This is a genomic window from Paenibacillus sp. FJAT-26967 (assembly GCF_001541095.1).
GTDB lineage: Bacteria > Bacillota > Bacilli > Paenibacillales > NBRC-103111 > Paenibacillus_F.
The window spans coordinates 1,206,843-1,223,139 of record NZ_LMXH01000001.1; the positions used below are offsets into that span (position 1 = coordinate 1,206,843).

Below are 16,297 nucleotides of genomic sequence, written 5' to 3' on the forward strand. Positions count from 1 at the left end.
TCGGCATGGTATAGTGGACACAGTTAGAACAAATTAGTCCAGATTGATGGGGGAGGACATATGAAAAAAATAGCCACCGGTGTTATCAGTCTTACGTTAGCGCTTTCATTATTGGCCGGTTGCGGGTCCGGAGCAACTGAAACGGGAGCGACAACTACACCTGATGCCAATGCGCCTAAACCAGAGCTTCGCATGTTAGGTTTTCAGAAAACAAACTTCGATCCGAACACGGATCCTGTCGGTAAGTTCCTGGAAGAGAAAACCGGATACAAAGTCAAGTACGAGACACTTCCGATTGAGAACCCGGACGACAAGCTGAATCTTCTGATCGCGAACAAAGAGCCGTACGATATTCTTAAACTCAGTGCATCCCAATATACACGTCTTGCATCTCAAGGCGCACTCGAGCCTCTGGATGATTTGCTTAAAACGTACGGAAGCAACATAACGACAGCCAACCCGCCGGAAGTTTTCGACAATGCTAAAATCGACGGCAAAATCTACGGTATTCCGGAGAAGCATCCGAAAGCATTCGTAGGTCAGGTGATGGCGGTCCGTCAGGAGCTGCTCGATGAACTTAAAGTAGGCGTCCCTACCACGATTGACGAGTTCTACAACCTGCTCAAATTAATCAAAGAAAAGAAAAACATCATTCCTTTGACAGGTTCTTCTACACCAAGCATGAACTATGAAATCGCAGGCGCGTTCGGAATTTCCGCACCTTTCGATGATGAAACCGGTAAGATCAGACACCGCCTGGAAGACCCGGGTATGAAAGAATACCTGGCATTCATGAACAAGCTGTACAAAGAAGGCTTAATCGATTCCGAGTGGCCGGTTAATAAAGCCGCTACGGCTAAAGAGAAATTCACTTCCGGTAAAGCAGCCATTTACGAAACGGATTTCGCTTCTCCTCCGTCTCTGGTAGCGGCACTGAACAAGACGTTCCCGAACACCAAGTTGGCTTTGATTCCTTCCCTGAAAGGTAAAGACGGCAAGCAGGAAAACTGGCTTCAAGGCGGCGGTATCTCCTGGTACATCGGTATTCCTAAGTCTTCCAAGAACAAAGAAGCCGCTATGCAGTACATTAATATGAAGCTGCAGCCTGAAATCTTCAAAGAGCTGGCAATCGGCCAAGAAGGTACACACTGGAAGAAGGACGAGAAAGGCGCAATGTCCCCGATCCTTCCTAAGTTTACCGAAGACCGCAACAACTCCGACTGGTTTATGACGAGCACGGATTCCAAGAACTTCGGCGATATGTGGCTGGTTCGTGTACGTAAAGATCCACTGGTCGGTTCGACTTTCGAAGAAATTCAGAAGCAAGCAAGCTACTCCAAACAAGATCCTACCCTTCTGGCTCCTCCGATGGATGTTGTCGCCAACAACCTCCAGAAGCTGACCAAAATGGAAACCGACTATATGATTAAAGCATTCGCAGGCGCTGAAGATCTGGCGAACTATGATAAATTCGTTCAACAGTTTATGTCTCAGGGCGGAAGCGAAGTTCTGAAAGCGTACAACGATTGGTATGCAACCGCTAAAAAGAAATAAGTATCAAAAAGAATTGGCCTCCAGGTTCTAACTGGAGGCTATTTCTTTTTGCTCGGCAGAGATAGAAGGAAATTCTCCAAAGATCATAAGATATTCCTTATTTTCTTAAGATCGAGGCCTTACCCCGCACTACCTCCAGGAGCGACAATAGGGATAAGGGGGGATACCGATGCATTCCTTTCAACGCGCCGGACAGGCGGTAGAAGCGGGTTTTGACAGATGGCAATTGGAACGTCCGATGACTTTGGGGAATTTCGTGTTGGAGCAGATCAGGGACAGCTGTTTTCACAAAGAACTGCAAGCTTTTCCTGAGAAAACAAGCAGCTATACATTAATTTATGTGCTTTCAGGTTCGGGCAAGTTGATTCAGGGAGAGCAGTCGGTCCCTTTTGGTGAGCGTGATTTTGTATTCGCCGCGCCGGGAGATTGCTGGAAGCTGGACAGTTCGTCGAATGGACCGGTACGTCTAATTTCCGTACGTTTCAGAGAAGTAGCGGGCAGATTTAATCTTGCGGAAGTTATTCAAACGATAGGCACGAAGGGTCCTCAGCCGGTCCGGAAAGATAATGGTGCACTTGAAGAGCTGCTGCTGGGCCTGCAAAGGGAAGTCGAAGCTCGTGACAACTATGCCAAAGCGATGGCGGAAAGTTACCTTCAGCAATTGGTTGTTGCTTTGTGCCGGCTTGGAACCCATCATGCAACCGCTCCCAAACAAGAATTCAAACGCGCGCCGATGAAGCAGGAATTGGCTTATCAGGCCGTAAGATATATGGATCAGTCTCTGCTCGAAATCAAGGAACTCAGCCAGCTGGCTGATGTACTCGGTTATAGTTATTCCCATCTATCTCATGTATTCCGGGTAGAAATGGGGGAGTCTCTGCAAAGTTACTGGGCCCGCAAACGCATTCTCAAAGCCATGAGGCTCCTTCAGTCGGGACGAACCAACATTACAGGTATCGCCGAAACGCTTCACTATCAATCGATCCATTCGTTCAGCAAAGCATTCAAGAAGATTGCCGGGTTGACTCCGTCGGAATATCAAGGTCTTTACGGCTTATCTTCCGGCAAACAGCGGCAGGTCTATAATTAAGCAAGCGCGTTTACTGCGTTTAACTATACAGGTGGAGATGAATAGGGATGAAGACGGTTTTACTGCAAGGAAAACGGGTGACCGACCGGATCTTCGAGCCGGCGCAGCTGAAGCGTCTTGAAGACATGGGCGCGGAGCTAGTCATTTTCCGTGAAGAGGATAATGCATCCCCTGAGGAAGCGGCTGGGATGATGCGCGGTGCGGAAGTGGTTATCACCTCATGGGGATGCCCTAAGCTCCAGGGAGCTGTTCTTGAGGCGGCTCCGGATCTCAAAGCGGTACTGCACGCGGCCGGTTCCGTCAAGCATGTGGTCACAGGCGAGGTGTGGGAGCGCGGCATCCGGGTGACATCGGGCGCCGCCGTTCTGAGCCGGGGTGTGGCCGAAACGGCTCTGGGTCTGACCATCATGACGATGAAGAACTTCATCGGCACAGCGGCCGCTGTCAAGGAAAGCGGCTGGTGGAACCAGCGCAAAGACCCGATCCGTGATTCGATCCGTGAAATGTACGGATCCACGATCGGCGTTATTGGCGGCGGCCATGCAGGCAAGCACTTCCTTCATCTGCTCAAAGGCTTTCAATTGACAGCGCTTCTGACTGATCCGACGTATACCCGGGAGATGGCGGCTGAGGCCGGAGCGGAGCTGGCGGGGCTGGAGGAGCTGCTTCAGCGCTCCGACATCGTCATGGTTCTGGCGCCCGAAATTCCGGCCACATACCGGATGCTGAACGGCGGAAATCTGACGCTCATGAAGGAAGGGGCGACGCTGATTAACCTCGCCCGCGGCTCTCTGATCGACGAGGATGCACTCGTGCGGGAGCTCCAGAGCGGACGCATTCAGGCTATTCTGGATGTTACGGTACAGGAGCCCCCTGGGGCGGCACATCCGTTTATGACACTGCCGAATGTGATGCTGACAGGTCACATTGCCGGAGCGGTCAATAACGGACTGCTGGCGATCGGCCGTTTTATTGTAGATGAATGGGGCCGGCTGGCTGCCGGGCAGAAGATGGAAGGCGAGATTGACCCGTCAAAGCTTGATACACTCGCATAGAAAGAGCCTTCCTGCATATAGCCGGATGGATTTTCTGCAGCCGGAGGTCCCGAAGCGGTCAAACCGCTATTACTTGTCTACAGATAGAAGCTGCCTGTACATAGTTCTGTGACCAAATCAGATCAGCTAACTAGCGCAAGAAGATTCAAGCAAGAACTTCATAAAGGCTGACCGGGTTATCCGGCAGCCCTGATTTTAAATCCATCCGATGGAGGAGATTTTATGAAAACGGCTATATTTACATCCAATCCGTTAAAGCGGGAAATTTGCGGAGAAAGCGCAGTTTATTCCTTGCAAGAATTACTGAAGACGGATTTAAGCCCTTATGGAGCCGTCCTGCTGATCGGTTCTCCGCACCTAGATGAGGAGACGGCCCTGACAAGCGAAGAGTGCGCCTATTTATGGAAGTATGTATTCGAAGGCGGTAAATTGTATGCGGAACTCATCAATGCATTTGATTTTCCGAGCTCCCGTCTATTCGGCTGGAAGCAGGATTTTCCTAAAAGCCGCCGGATGATGGAAAAACTCCGCTATGTCCCCAAAGAAGGGGTTCTTCCGGAAGGCCGACTGCTTGAATGGGATGGGGCCATGGCATACGGCTTCAGCATAGCAGCGGACACCCGTCTTGAAATCGGACCGTTCAAAGAAACGCACCAGTCGATTGAACCTCTGATAGGGGCAAAACCCTATCCGGGACTGAATATCCGCGAACTCGGCAAAGGCAAGGTCGTATTTGCCGCCTTCTCGCTGTTCTCCAGCCAGCAGCCGGCTGCGCTGCGTCCGTACAGGGACTGGGCGCAGTTTATTGCCGCATTGGCCGATGACACCGGAATCCCTTTCACGATGTGGGAGCCCGTTATGGAGCTGTCGCGTGGAACTTCGGCGGATGAAGCGATTGAGAAAAGTCTGAAATGGTTTGTTTCTTCGGGGATTATGCCGGAGCTAGACGGATCGAAGGGGATCTGGGAGAACGTCCACTCGGTTACGGCAAGAATCTCGTATGACCGCCGGCCGGACTGCCATGCTCACACGGCGCTTATGTTCTATCTGTACGGAAAAGCAAGCGGCAAGCCGGAATGGGAAGAAGCGTCCGGCGCGATGCTGCAGTATTTATTCGATGAAGGATATCAGGATATGGACCCGGAGTCTGCTTCATACGGATTTTTCAAATGGTTCGATTACCCGGGTGAGAAGCCCGATCAGATTTTTACGGATGATAATGCCTGGGTATGTCTGGTCCTCCTGTATCTGTACCGCAAAACAGGCAAAGAAGAATACCGCGAGCGCGGACTTCTTATCGCAGAAGGATTCCTTGCTACCCAGAATGCGAATGGCCTCAGAGCAAACTGCATCACGGGCAAAGAGCTTGGGGATCTGGGCAAGGACAAAATCGCTTCAGAGCTTGCAGTAAGCATGAATCCGCATTTTGAAAGCATTGCACATACCGCATTCATCCAGGCGTATCTGGTAACAGGCAAGCAGGAGTACCTGGATGCGGCTGTAAAAGGTTCCATCTATATGCTGGAGCACATGGATGAGCTGAAGTTCATGTACAGCCGGACATCCGGCCTGGCCCGTTTTCTGCTTCCGTTAGGATTCCTGGCGGCACATGACGGAAGCGGCCGGATTCAAGCGGGGATGCAGGAGATTACGGCTTACCTGCTCTCGAACCAGCATGAAACCGGCGGGATCGAGGAAGCGGATAATCCGGACCCGGACCGGTTCGGGCAAGAGGATGCGGGCGTATACATTCACAATGGCGAAGGCATTGCGGATCAGCTCTATACGAACAACTTCCTGCTGATGAATGCATGGGAGTTGTGGAAAACGACTCAAGATGATACGTACCGCAAGTTGTACGAGGATCTTGCTTCTTTCCTCAGCGCGATTCAAATCAGCAGCAAGGATGTCCGCTTCGACGGCGGCTGGATGCGTGCGCTTGACCTGACCCGCATGGAGTACTTCGGCAACAACGGAGACACAGGCTGGGGGCCTTATTGTATTGAAGGCGGCTGGACCAACGCCATGACTACGGCCGGTTTCTTGCTCGGAAAGCTGGATGAGTCGATTTTTGACTAGTTGGCGCCGTTATACACTTACCTGAGAACTCATCATACGAATGAAAGGAATGTCATCTATGTCTTCCAACATGCAGGCGGATCTTGTCATTATCGGAGGAGGAACCGGGGGCTGTGCGGCTGCGCTCGCTGCGGCCAAATCCGGCAAAACGGTCATCATGACCGAAGAAACGGACTGGATCGGAGGCCAGCTGACGAGTCAGGCGGTACCTCCCGATGAGCATCCGTGGATTGAAAGCTTCGGATGCACAGCAAGCTACCGGAGCTTCCGTGAAGGAGTCCGGGACTATTACAAGCGGCTTTTCCCGCTCGCGGAGGGTGTGCAGGCTCAGCGCCAATTCAATCCGGGCAGTGCAGGCGTCAGCAACATCGCCCATGAACCGCGTGCGGCGCTGGCAGTGCTAAGAGACATGCTAGCGCCATACATCCACAGCGGCAAGCTGCAGGTGCTGTATGGCTATCGTATTCTTCAGGCAGAGACCGGCGGCGATCAGGTAGAGAGTGTAACGGTATGCCACGCGGGTTCCGGTGAAACTGTCCGTCTATCCGCTCCTTATTTCCTGGATGCGACCGAAGAAGGGGACGTTCTTCCGCTGGCTGGGGTCGAATACGTGACGGGAGCGGAGTCCGCTCAGGTAACGGGTGAGCCGCACGCCTTACAGGGTGAGGCTGATCCTCAGGACATGCAGGCATTTACTTACGTTTTTGCGATGGACTATAAAGAGGGCGAGGATCACACCATTGAAAAGCCGGCGCAGTATGATTTCTGGAAGCAGTACAAAGCGGATTTCTGGCCGGATATGCAGCTGAGCTGGGCAGGCCTTGTCCCGCACACGCTTGAGCCGATTCAATACTGTCTTTTCCCTGACGGCAAATCTTTTTCATTGTGGAAATATAGAAGAGTCATTGATAAAAATCACTTTGCGGAAGGTATTTTCGAAAGTGATATTACGCTCGTCAATTGGCCCGCAAATGATTACTGGCTGGGTTCGATCATTGACGTAACCCCGGAAGAGCGGGCGAAGCATCTGGAGAATGCCAAGCAGCTCAGCCTGTCTCTGCTCTACTGGATGCAGACCGAAGCACCGAGACCGGACGGCAAAAGGGGCTACCCGGGTCTGCGTCTTCGCAAAGATGTGGTCGGAACCGAAGACGGCCTGGCCAAAAGCCCTTATATTCGCGAATCGAGAAGAATCAAAGCGGAATATACGGTTACGGAGCAGGATCTCAGTCCAGTCACTCAGCCGGGTCAGACGGCGATGGACTACTTCGACTCGGTGGGGGTGGGCTCATACCGGATCGACCTTCATCCTAGCACGGCGCTACGTACGTATATCGATGTATCTTCTCTACCCTTTCAAATCCCGCTGGGAAGCTTGATTCCGGTACGTGTAAACAATCTGCTGCCGGCTTCCAAAAACATCGGGACGACTCATTTGACGAATGGCTGCTATCGTCTTCACCCGGTCGAATGGAACATCGGGGAAGCGGCGGGCTACCTGAGCGCTTTCTGTCTGGATCAAGGTGTCAGCCCGCGTGAAGTCCGCAAGAAGAAGGACTTGCTGGAAGCGTTCCAAGCCGTTCTTGCACAGGCCGGTGTGGAGATGAAATGGCCATCTACCCACGCGGTTTAATTCAACTGCACCACATTCATCAAGCCTTATTAACTATATAAGCAAGGGGATCGCCAGCAATGAATAGTTTAATACCCAAACAAAGTCTAGTGGTATCGTGTCAGGCGCTCGAAGACGAGCCTCTGCACGGTTCCGTTCACATGGTAGCGATGGCACGTGCGGCAAAAGCGGGGGGAGCGTCCGGAATCCGGGCGAATTCCCTGCCCGATGTGCGCGCAATTAAAGCCGAAATCGACCTGCCGGTGATCGGGTTATGGAAGAAAGACTACGACGGTTTCGAGGTGTACATTACACCGACCGTTGAAGACGCAGTTGCCGTCTACGAAGCAGGAGCGGATATCGTCGCTATTGATGCGACTTCGAGACCGCGTCCGGACGGAATCAGTCTGCAGGACACAATCAAAGCACTGAAGGAGAAAGGCATCCCCGTGATGGCGGATATCTCCAACTTCGAAGAGGGCGTGCAGGCGGCGCAGTGGGGCGCAGACTATGTCTCGACGACTTTATCGGGTTATACGCCATACAGTCAGGTAGAGCTGCCTAATCTGGATCTTGTGAAGCGGCTGGCAGGCGTGCTGACGGTGCCGCTTGTAGCGGAAGGGGGCATCTCGACGCCGGAAGAGACCCGCGCAGCCCTGCAGGCCGGTGCGCATTTCGCTGTCGTAGGCGGAGCCATTACGCGTCCGCAGGCCATTACCGCACGCTTCATCTCCGGGATGAAGGAGTTGTCCCGCATATGAGGAAGAGTCCCCCGCAGCTATATCTCGGTGTAGATCTGGGAGGGACTGCCATGAAAGGAGCCGTCATTGGAATAGACGGCTCCTTTTTGGCAGAGCAAAGCGTCCGTACACCGGTTGAAGGGGGCCGGACTGGAATTCTTGCCGCGCTGAAGGTTCTGATCGCGGATTTGCTCGCTCAATCCCCCGGAGCGATTGAAGGAATCGGAATCGGCTCGGCAGGGCGCATAGACGCCGGCACAGGCACGGTCCTGTATGCGACGGATAACTTGCCGGGCTGGACAGGTACAGCTGTGACAGCGGAAATTGCGGCGGCATTCCCGTATCCGGTATTTACGGACAACGATGTCAACGTGGCAGCTATTGGTGAGGGCTGGCTCGGCGCAGCCGAGGATCTGACATCTTTTGCCTTCATGGCACTGGGAACCGGTGTAGGCGGAGCATTAGTTGCAGATGGCCGGTTAATCCGCGGGACGAAAGGGGCTGCGGGAGAATTCGGACATATGCTGGTGCAGCCGGAAGGAATTCCATGCAACTGCGGGCAGCGGGGATGTCTGGAGCAGTATGTTTCAGGAACCGCTCTGAACCGCATTGCCCGGGCAATTTCCCCGGACTGGGACAGCTACACATTCATCGAAGCTGTGAGAGGGGGAAATGCTCCCGCTATCCGGGCAATGAATGAATTCGCCCGTATAATGGCCATCGGCCTAGTGAATGTACAAAATCTGTTCGATCCTCCCGTCATTCTGCTGGGCGGCGGATTGATCGACTCACGCGATGCCTGGTGGAGTCCTCTGGAGCGTGCCCTGCGGGAGCTAACTCCTGCGGAGATCGCTGTGAGACCCGCTCTGCTAGGCAACCGGGCAGGTATTCTTGGCGCAGCCCGGATGGCAATGCCGGCTTATCGGTTAAACAAATCAACAGGAGGATGAAGAAATGGATCATTCTATGATACAAGCCAACCAGACGCTGTTATTTATCGGGGACAGCATAACCGATACCGGCCGTGATTTCAGCAACCCGGATGATATGGGCAAGGGCTTTGCCTTCATGGCCTCGGCTCTCTACAGTTCTTTATATCCCGAGAAAAATATCCGCTATTACAACCGCGGAATCGGCGGCAACCGGATCCGGGATGTCCGTGACCGCTGGCAGACGGATTGTCTGGATCTGAAGCCCGACTGGATTACGATGCTGGTCGGAGTCAATGATGCGGCAAGACGTTACGACCAGCCGGATATAACGACTGTGGACGAATTTATCGGCACCTACCGCAGTCTGATGAAGCAGGCGTCGGACACATGCGGTTCACGGTTTATTCTCTTGGAGCCGTTTGTGTTCCCTGTAAACGATGTCCGCAGGTCATACCGGGAAGATCTGGATCCCAAAATTCATGCGATTCGAGATTTGGCCCAGGAAACCGGCTCTGTCTTTATATCGCTGGATGGAATGTTCGCTGAAGCCAGAGCGCAGGCTCCAAATGAAGTGTGGGCGCCAGATGGTGTTCACCCTTCACCGGCAGGACATGCTTTAATTGCCCGTGCTTGGCTGAATGCCGTGGGCGCACTTAAGAGATTCTGATTTAGAGACAATTTTGCGCAAATAAATGGACGTTTTAAAGACTTGTCTTTATATAAAAGAGGCTTGATACTAGAGTTATCACGTGAACGCGAAGGGAGCTTCTCATGAAAACCGTACAAGAGCTAGAAGCGAAATTGGCCCAGCCATCCGAGGCCCTAATTAAAGATATTGCCGCAATTGATGGAGATATTATGCTGCTTGGTATCGGAGGCAAGATGGGACCGAGCCTGGCGAGACTGGCTATGAACGCAATTAAAGAAGCGGGTGTGGATAAAAAAGTATACGGGGCGTCCCGGTTTTCATCAGGCGGTTTGCGTGAGGAACTGGAAGCGGACGGTGTAACCACTTTCCCCGTGGATCTGCTGAATGATGAGCAGCTTAAGGCGCTGCCTGATGTTAAGAACGTCATCTATATGGCGGGGAACAAATTCGGTACGACGGGCAACGAGCATTTCACATGGGCGATGAACTCCTACCTGCCGGGACGGGTAGCCGAGAAATACAGAGATTCACGGATCGTCGTATTCTCAACAGGGAATGTGTATCCGATTACACCGGTCTACCAAGGCGGGGCAACGGAGCTGACTCCTCCTGCAGCTGTTGGCGAATACGGCCAATCCAGTCTGGGACGCGAGCGCGTATTCACGCATTTCTCCCACAAATATGATATTCCTATGGCCATTTATCGTCTGAATTATGCGATTGATCTGCGTTACGGCGTTCTTCTCGAAATAGCGAAGTCTGTCAAAGCCGGTAAGCCGATCGACATCACGATGGGCCACGCGAACTGCATCTGGCAGGGCGATGCCAATGAAATGGCGATTCGTATGCTGAATGCCTGCAGTACGCCTCCGACGATCTTCAACGTGACCGGTCCCGAAACACTGTCACTGCGCTGGGTAGCGAATGAATTCGGATCGAGACTGGGGATCGAACCGATTTTTGAAGGAAAGGAATCGGATACGGCTCTTCTAAGCAACTCGGCCAAAGCCAGCAAACAATTCGGTTACCCGAAAGTATCCATTCTTGAAATGATCGACTGGATCTCCGAGTGGGTTGAAGCGGACGGACATACTTGGAACAAACCGACTCATTTCCAGGAGAGAGAGGGGAAATTTTAAGAGATGGCCAGAAAAGATTTAAGCCCGAAGATGCTCAAAGCGCTGCATGAGGGGGTAGCTATTCCCGCTCATCCTCTGGCATTGGACGAGAACCGTAAATTTGACGAGAAGCATCAAAGAGCGCTATCCCGCTATTACATCGCCTCCGGCGCCGGTGGTGTCGCTGTCGGGGTTCACTCGACCCAGTTCGAGATTCGGGACGAAGGCATTGACCTGCTCGAACCTGTGCTGCGTATTGCTGCAGAAGAAGTAGAGAAAGCTAACCTGCAGCGGCCTTTTTTCAAAATAGCGGGTATCTGCGGTCCGACTAAGCAGGCAAAAGCCGAAGCCGAGCTTGCCGTAAGTCTGGGTTATGACATCGGTCTTCTGAGCATGGGCGGACTTAACGGCTGGGAAGAGGAGCAGATTCTGGAGCGTACGAGAGTCATAGCGGATATTATTCCGGTATTCGGATTCTACCTCCAGCCTTCCGTAGGCGGAAGAATTTTCAGCTTCAGGTTCTGGGAACAGTTTGTTGAAATTCCGGGCGTGGTCGCGATCAAAATGGCACCGTTCAACCGTTACCAGACCATAGATGTCGTGCGTGCGGTGTGCTATTCAGGCCGCCGTGATGAAATTGCGCTCTACACAGGCAATGACGATAACATTGTGACCGATCTGCTGACTACTTATCGCTTCCGGGTCAACGGCCAGATGGTAGAGAAGAAGATTGTCGGAGGGCTGCTCGGACACTGGGCCGTCTGGACTCATAAAGCGGTGGAGCTTCTGGAAGAAATCAAGCAAGTCCGGGATAAAAATGAGATTGCGGCGGAATGGCTGACGAGAAATATCGAAGTGACCGAGTCTAATGCGGCTTTCTTCGATCCGGCTCATCACTTCGAGGGCTGTATCCCTGGTATTCATGAAGTACTGCGCAGGCAAGGACTGCTGCAGGGCCGCTGGTGCCTGAACCCGGATGAGGAGCTTTCACCGGGTCAAATGGAAGAGATTGACCGAATGTACCGCGACTATCCGCATCTGAATGACGATGAGTTCGTCAAAGCGCATCTTCAAGAATGGCTTGCGGATTAATTGGGCAGCGGAATGTGTGATAAAAGGACAGTGGCAGGACATGCATGGCAGGCATAAACCGATTCATCTGCAAATAAGAAGCGGTATCCGGTTATTATCCGTAGAGGCGAAGAAGGGGAGGGAGCGGGGTTGAGATTCAAGGATGTGTTTTCTATTATCGGCCCGTCTATGATCGGCCCGTCGAGTTCCCATACGGCAGGAGCGATCCGGCTGGGCCGGGTTGCCCGGCAGTTGTTCGGGGAGCTTCCGGAGAAGGCGGAATTGACTTTCTTCGGATCGTTTGCCGACACCTACCGGGGACACGGCACCGATCTGGCTGTTGTCGGAGGTCTGCTGAATTATGAGACGGATCATCCCCGTATCCCCGATTCCCTTGAGGACGCGGAAGCCGCAGGGATGGAAGTGATTTTCCAGACCAGCAGCGGACAGCACACGCATCCGAATACCGCCAGAATCTCGCTGTCTTCCGGGGAGCGGGAAATGACCGTGGTCGGGGCTTCCATTGGCGGAGGCAATATCGAGATTCTATCGGTGAACCAGTTCGATCTGAAGTTTACGGGAGAGTTCCCTACACTGGTCATTTCCCATCTTGATCGTCCGGGAATGATCGCGGATATTACGGCTCTTTTGCAAAAAAAGAATCTGAATATCGGATATATGGATCTGGACCGGAAGGGCCGGGGCGGCGAAGCCATGACCGTCATTGAAGCCGATTCACCGGTTACAGGCGAGCTTATAGCGGAAGTTAAGCAGTTAAGCATGGTGGAAGACGTAAGGACTGTGGATCTCGCGGAAAGAGGGCAACTATGAGATTTCGTACCCTGCAGCAGCTGGCTGAAATATGTACAGCCGAAAGTAAATCAATCGGTGAGTTCATGCTGGAGGAGCAAGCGCGGGAGTCCGGCAGAAGCACCGAGCAGGAATTTCGCAAGATGGCGGATTACTATCAGGTGATGAAGGAAGCCGTGCACAAGGGGCTGACGGAAGACACGACTTCACGCAGCGGACTTACCGGCCTCGACGCGCAGCGCGTCATGAGCTACATGACGGGATCGGTGCCGTCGGTCGGCGAAGAAGCGTGCAGGGCCATGGCGTTCGCGCTGTCCGTGTCCGAGGTGAACGCCTCGATGGGCCGGATCATCGCCACGCCGACAGCCGGCTCCTGCGGGATTATCCCCGGCGTGTTCGTCAGCGCCCAGCAGAGGTTCGGCTGGGATGACCGGCGCCTCGTCATGGGCCTCTTCAGCGCCGGAGCCATCGGCTATGTCATCGCGAACAACTCGTTCGTGTCGGGCGCGGAGGGCGGCTGCCAGGCGGAGGTCGGCTCCGCGATCGGCATGGCCTCGGGGGCCATGGTGGAGCTGCGCGGCGGCTCGCCCGCGCAGGCGGTTCACGCGGTCGGCCTCGCGCTGAAGAACACGCTCGGGCTCATCTGCGATCCCGTAGGCGGGCTCGTGGAGATTCCGTGCATCGTGCGCAACGGCTTCGGCGCCGTGAACGCGCTGGCGGCCGCGGATATGGCGCTGGCAGGTGTGCAGAGCGCGATTCCGTCCGATGAAGTCGTGCAGGTCATGTACGAGGCGGGCTCTGCTATGCCGGCGAAGTACCGGGAAACCGCCAAGGGCGGTCTTGCGCAGACGCCGACCGGCAAGCATATGATGCAGGAGCTGAATCTGAAGAAGCGGAGCAGGGATAAGAAGTAGCAGCAAGCAGTTCAGATGATAGGTCTGGACTGCTTTTTTGTAATCGACTGACTCTGTAAAGTTAGATCTTGTTCAAGTAACGCACCCGATTCCGGCATACTTAAAAATCCACTAAGCGCCTTATACAAGACGGTTCTCCAAAGATTCGATTGCCAGATTAAGTGCATGTAAGCGGCGCTCATTTAATGTTTTTTGAGAACTGCCTTCTTTTGCATTTGCTATTTGTTTTTCGATAGACGGAAGGATACCTTGCAAAACTTCTTTAGAAGTCAATATGTTTTCTTCGCTATAGGAAAAACCTTCCCCATACCAAGTATTTTTGAGGCTTGCCAAACCGATATTTACAGCGTTTCGTCTCTTTTCGACAAGGGTTGTGTTTGAACCTTTTTCTGTCATGCTTATATAAGCATTTGAAAGTTTATTAAAAGTCGATTCCAAGGATTTAATAGACGAATCCTGGATAACCTTGCTGACAGTCTTCATATACGAACCTCACTTTCTTTGTTAGTAGTACTAAAAAGTTAATAATTTCTATTCGGCCATACATTCCGAACATTCCGATTGTTGAATTGCGGCTAAACACTATATCTGGCTAATCGTAACCTATCATAAGTATCCGGCATTTTAAATACAAATTTTTCTCCGGACCCGGCAGCTGCATGGAAAAAGCCCGTGACACGCGGTATCTGAGCGGATTGAAACTGGCCTTGTTTGCGATACGGAGGCCGGTTTTTTGTTGCGCCCGCATCTGGAACAGGCCGGAAAAAACCTTTAAAATAAAAGACTAGACAGCATTTTCGTTCAGATTGGGAGAGATCATGTTGGTACCTAACAGGGCTACAATTGGAATATGGCTGGATTCAAAGGCAGCGGATAAAAGATGGCGGTACGGGCTGAATGTTTTTGAGCTGTACTTGAAAGAGATCCTGGCGCATGCAGGAATTCCGTATGTGATGCTTGGAGACAGGGAAGCGCTTGAGAAGGCTAAGCCGGATATACTGCTTATTGCTGTAAGCGGGGAAAGCAATATTGAGCTGGAACAGCTCAAGCATTACGTCAAGGATGGCGGCATTCTGATCTCCTATGCGGGTCTTAACCGGATGGCGGGGGCACTGCAGTGCAGAGAGGTGGTATGCAGGGAACCTGTCTACGTAACGCCTCCGCACCTGAATACGGTTGCGGGTGGCAGGAAGCTTAGGGCTTTGCAGGCAAAGCCGTGGGTCCGTGTTGACCGTAGAGAAGGGTCATCGGAGGGCGGGTATTTGTTCAAAGGAAGCCCGGATGGAGAACAGATCGCTGCCGCTTATCTTGAATTTGAATTGGGGGCAGGGAAGCTGATCCGCTGGAATGTGAATATTCCGGGGACGGTAGTCGGCCTGCAGCAGGGGGAGAGGCCTGTCATCGAGGATGGAGTCCCTGCCCCGGACGGTACAGGCGCCCTGGATGAAGGTATTCTGAAGGCGGATGACGGATGCATGCTGGATTGGGCGCTGGACCGGGAGTTTACGGGCACAGGTATGCCCTATTACGCACTTCCGCATGCGGATCTATGGAGGGAAGTGCTGGTGTCTCAAGTGCTGCGAGAGGCGGCTAGCATGGGACGCTTGCTTCCCTTCGTTGACTACTGGCCGGACCATACGGAACAAGTCGCGATGATCTCTCTGGACAGTGACTTTAACCATGATGATTCCGCGCTGGCCGCGCTGGAACTGCTGGAAGAGATGGATGTCAGAGCTACGTGGTGCTTAATCGAGCCTGGCTATTCCAAGCCGGTCTATGAACAGGTTGCAGCGGCCGGTCATGAACTCGCATTTCATTACAACGCGCTGGCTCAGGAACGGGGCAAGTGGGAGCAGGCCGAGTTTAACCGGCAGCTTGATGAAATCCGCTGTGCGACCGGTGCCCGGATTACGGCCAACAAAAATCACTATACCCGCTTCGAAGGCTGGGGAGAGTTGTTCAGGTGGTGCGAAGATGCGGGAATTGTAAATGACCAGTCCCGTGGACCAAGCAAAAAAGGCAATCTCGGCTTTTTGTTCGGAACGTGCCACCCTTACTTCCCGATTGCCTGGTCGGATGAACGGAACCGGATGTACCGGGTACTCGAAACCGGTTATTTGACACCGGATCTCGCCTATCCTTCTCTTGCTGATACCAGCGTGATCTTTCCTTTGCTGAACCGGGTGCAAGAAGTCCGGGGCGTCGCGCATTTTCTGTTTCATCCGATTCATATCCTGCAGAAGCCCAAAGTGCGCGCGGCGTTACAACAAGTGATACGGGAAGCGAAAACGCTGGGCTACGAGTTTTGGACGAGCGAGGACCTGTATAGGTGGGAACAGGCTCGCAGGAGTATGCTCTCGGATGACGGGAAGCTGCATCTTGAAAAAGCCCCTGAGGGAGCTGTCGTATGGGTTCCCGTTACGGGAGCCGGTGGCAAAGCGGTTACGGGTGTTGAAGAGGCTGCACATGGATCAACGGAATTGCCTATGCTGCGGGAAGCATCCGGTGTAGGCCCGGAAACAGCAATGCGATTTGGAGTTTTATGCCGCAGGCTATAATTCATACTTGTGTTATAGGTATAGTTGGTTTAAGATAAAGAAATCATTTACATACCTGCCGATTGGTTCACCAAAGGCACCCTTTCTTTTCATGCGAAGGGGTGCCTTTTTTGTT

Annotated in this window: 14 protein-coding genes; 13 read left to right on the plus strand and 1 reads right to left on the minus strand. The window is 52.9% G+C overall.

Features of this window, described 5'->3' with window-relative positions:
- The first annotated feature begins 60 nt into the window (after positions 1–60).
- The 12 genes from AR333_RS05265 (at position 61) to sdaAA (ending at position 13,624) form a co-directional block, all read left to right on the plus strand.
- Positions 61–1,554, plus strand: a complete 1,494-nt coding sequence (locus AR333_RS05265) for an extracellular solute-binding protein (protein WP_068774240.1) — start codon at positions 61–63, stop codon at positions 1,552–1,554.
- Positions 1,555–1,723: 169 nt separating this feature from the next.
- Positions 1,724–2,644 (plus strand): AraC family transcriptional regulator, encoded by a 921-nt coding sequence (locus AR333_RS05270; RefSeq protein ID WP_068774241.1) that lies wholly within the window; start codon positions 1,724–1,726, stop codon positions 2,642–2,644.
- Positions 2,645–2,691: 47 nt separating this feature from the next.
- Positions 2,692–3,699: a hydroxyacid dehydrogenase gene (locus AR333_RS05275; protein WP_068774242.1), complete on the plus strand. Its 1,008-nt coding sequence runs from the start codon at positions 2,692–2,694 to the stop codon at positions 3,697–3,699.
- Positions 3,700–3,921: 222 nt separating this feature from the next.
- Positions 3,922–5,778, plus strand: a complete 1,857-nt coding sequence (locus tag AR333_RS05280) for a hypothetical protein (RefSeq protein WP_068774243.1) — start codon at positions 3,922–3,924, stop codon at positions 5,776–5,778.
- Between the two features lie 58 nt (positions 5,779–5,836).
- Positions 5,837–7,411 carry an FAD-dependent oxidoreductase gene (locus AR333_RS05285; RefSeq protein ID WP_068774244.1) on the plus strand — a complete coding sequence of 525 codons (1,575 nt, stop codon included), beginning with the start codon at positions 5,837–5,839 and terminating at the stop codon, positions 7,409–7,411.
- Between the two features lie 59 nt (positions 7,412–7,470).
- Positions 7,471–8,151, plus strand: a complete 681-nt coding sequence (locus tag AR333_RS05290) for an N-acetylmannosamine-6-phosphate 2-epimerase (protein ID WP_068774245.1) — start codon at positions 7,471–7,473, stop codon at positions 8,149–8,151.
- Complete coding sequence (locus AR333_RS05295; RefSeq protein ID WP_068774246.1) at positions 8,148–9,080, plus strand: ROK family protein; 933 nt, start codon at positions 8,148–8,150, stop codon at positions 9,078–9,080. The genes AR333_RS05290 and AR333_RS05295 overlap by 4 nt, the downstream gene beginning before the upstream one ends.
- Positions 9,081–9,084: 4 nt before the next feature.
- Entirely contained in the window at positions 9,085–9,729 is a 645-nt protein-coding gene (locus AR333_RS05300) for an SGNH/GDSL hydrolase family protein (protein ID WP_253735726.1), read from the plus strand.
- 104 nt (positions 9,730–9,833) lie between these two features.
- A complete protein-coding gene (locus AR333_RS05305; RefSeq protein ID WP_068774247.1) occupies positions 9,834–10,850 on the plus strand; it encodes an NAD(P)-dependent oxidoreductase in 1,017 nt (338 codons plus the stop codon).
- 3 nt (positions 10,851–10,853) lie between these two features.
- Entirely contained in the window at positions 10,854–11,921 is a 1,068-nt protein-coding gene (locus tag AR333_RS05310; RefSeq protein ID WP_068774248.1) for a dihydrodipicolinate synthase family protein, read from the plus strand.
- A 129-nt stretch (positions 11,922–12,050) separates the two neighbouring features.
- Positions 12,051–12,731, plus strand: coding sequence for an L-serine ammonia-lyase, iron-sulfur-dependent subunit beta (gene sdaAB / locus AR333_RS05315; RefSeq protein ID WP_068774249.1), 681 nt, complete (start codon positions 12,051–12,053; stop codon positions 12,729–12,731).
- Positions 12,728–13,624, plus strand: coding sequence for an L-serine ammonia-lyase, iron-sulfur-dependent, subunit alpha (gene sdaAA, locus AR333_RS05320; RefSeq protein WP_068774250.1), 897 nt, complete (start codon positions 12,728–12,730; stop codon positions 13,622–13,624). Before sdaAB ends, sdaAA begins: the two co-directional genes overlap by 4 nt.
- A gap of 120 nt (positions 13,625–13,744) precedes the next feature.
- On the opposite strand, the gene AR333_RS05325 is transcribed toward sdaAA, so the two are convergent.
- Positions 13,745–14,107, minus strand: coding sequence for a hypothetical protein (locus tag AR333_RS05325; protein ID WP_068774251.1), 363 nt, complete (start codon positions 14,105–14,107; stop codon positions 13,745–13,747).
- 335 nt (positions 14,108–14,442) lie between these two features.
- Between AR333_RS05325 and AR333_RS05330 the strand changes: the two genes are divergently transcribed.
- Positions 14,443–16,182 carry a hypothetical protein gene (locus tag AR333_RS05330; RefSeq protein WP_156430834.1) on the plus strand — a complete coding sequence of 580 codons (1,740 nt, stop codon included), beginning with the start codon at positions 14,443–14,445 and terminating at the stop codon, positions 16,180–16,182.
- Positions 16,183–16,297: the final 115 nt, after the last annotated feature.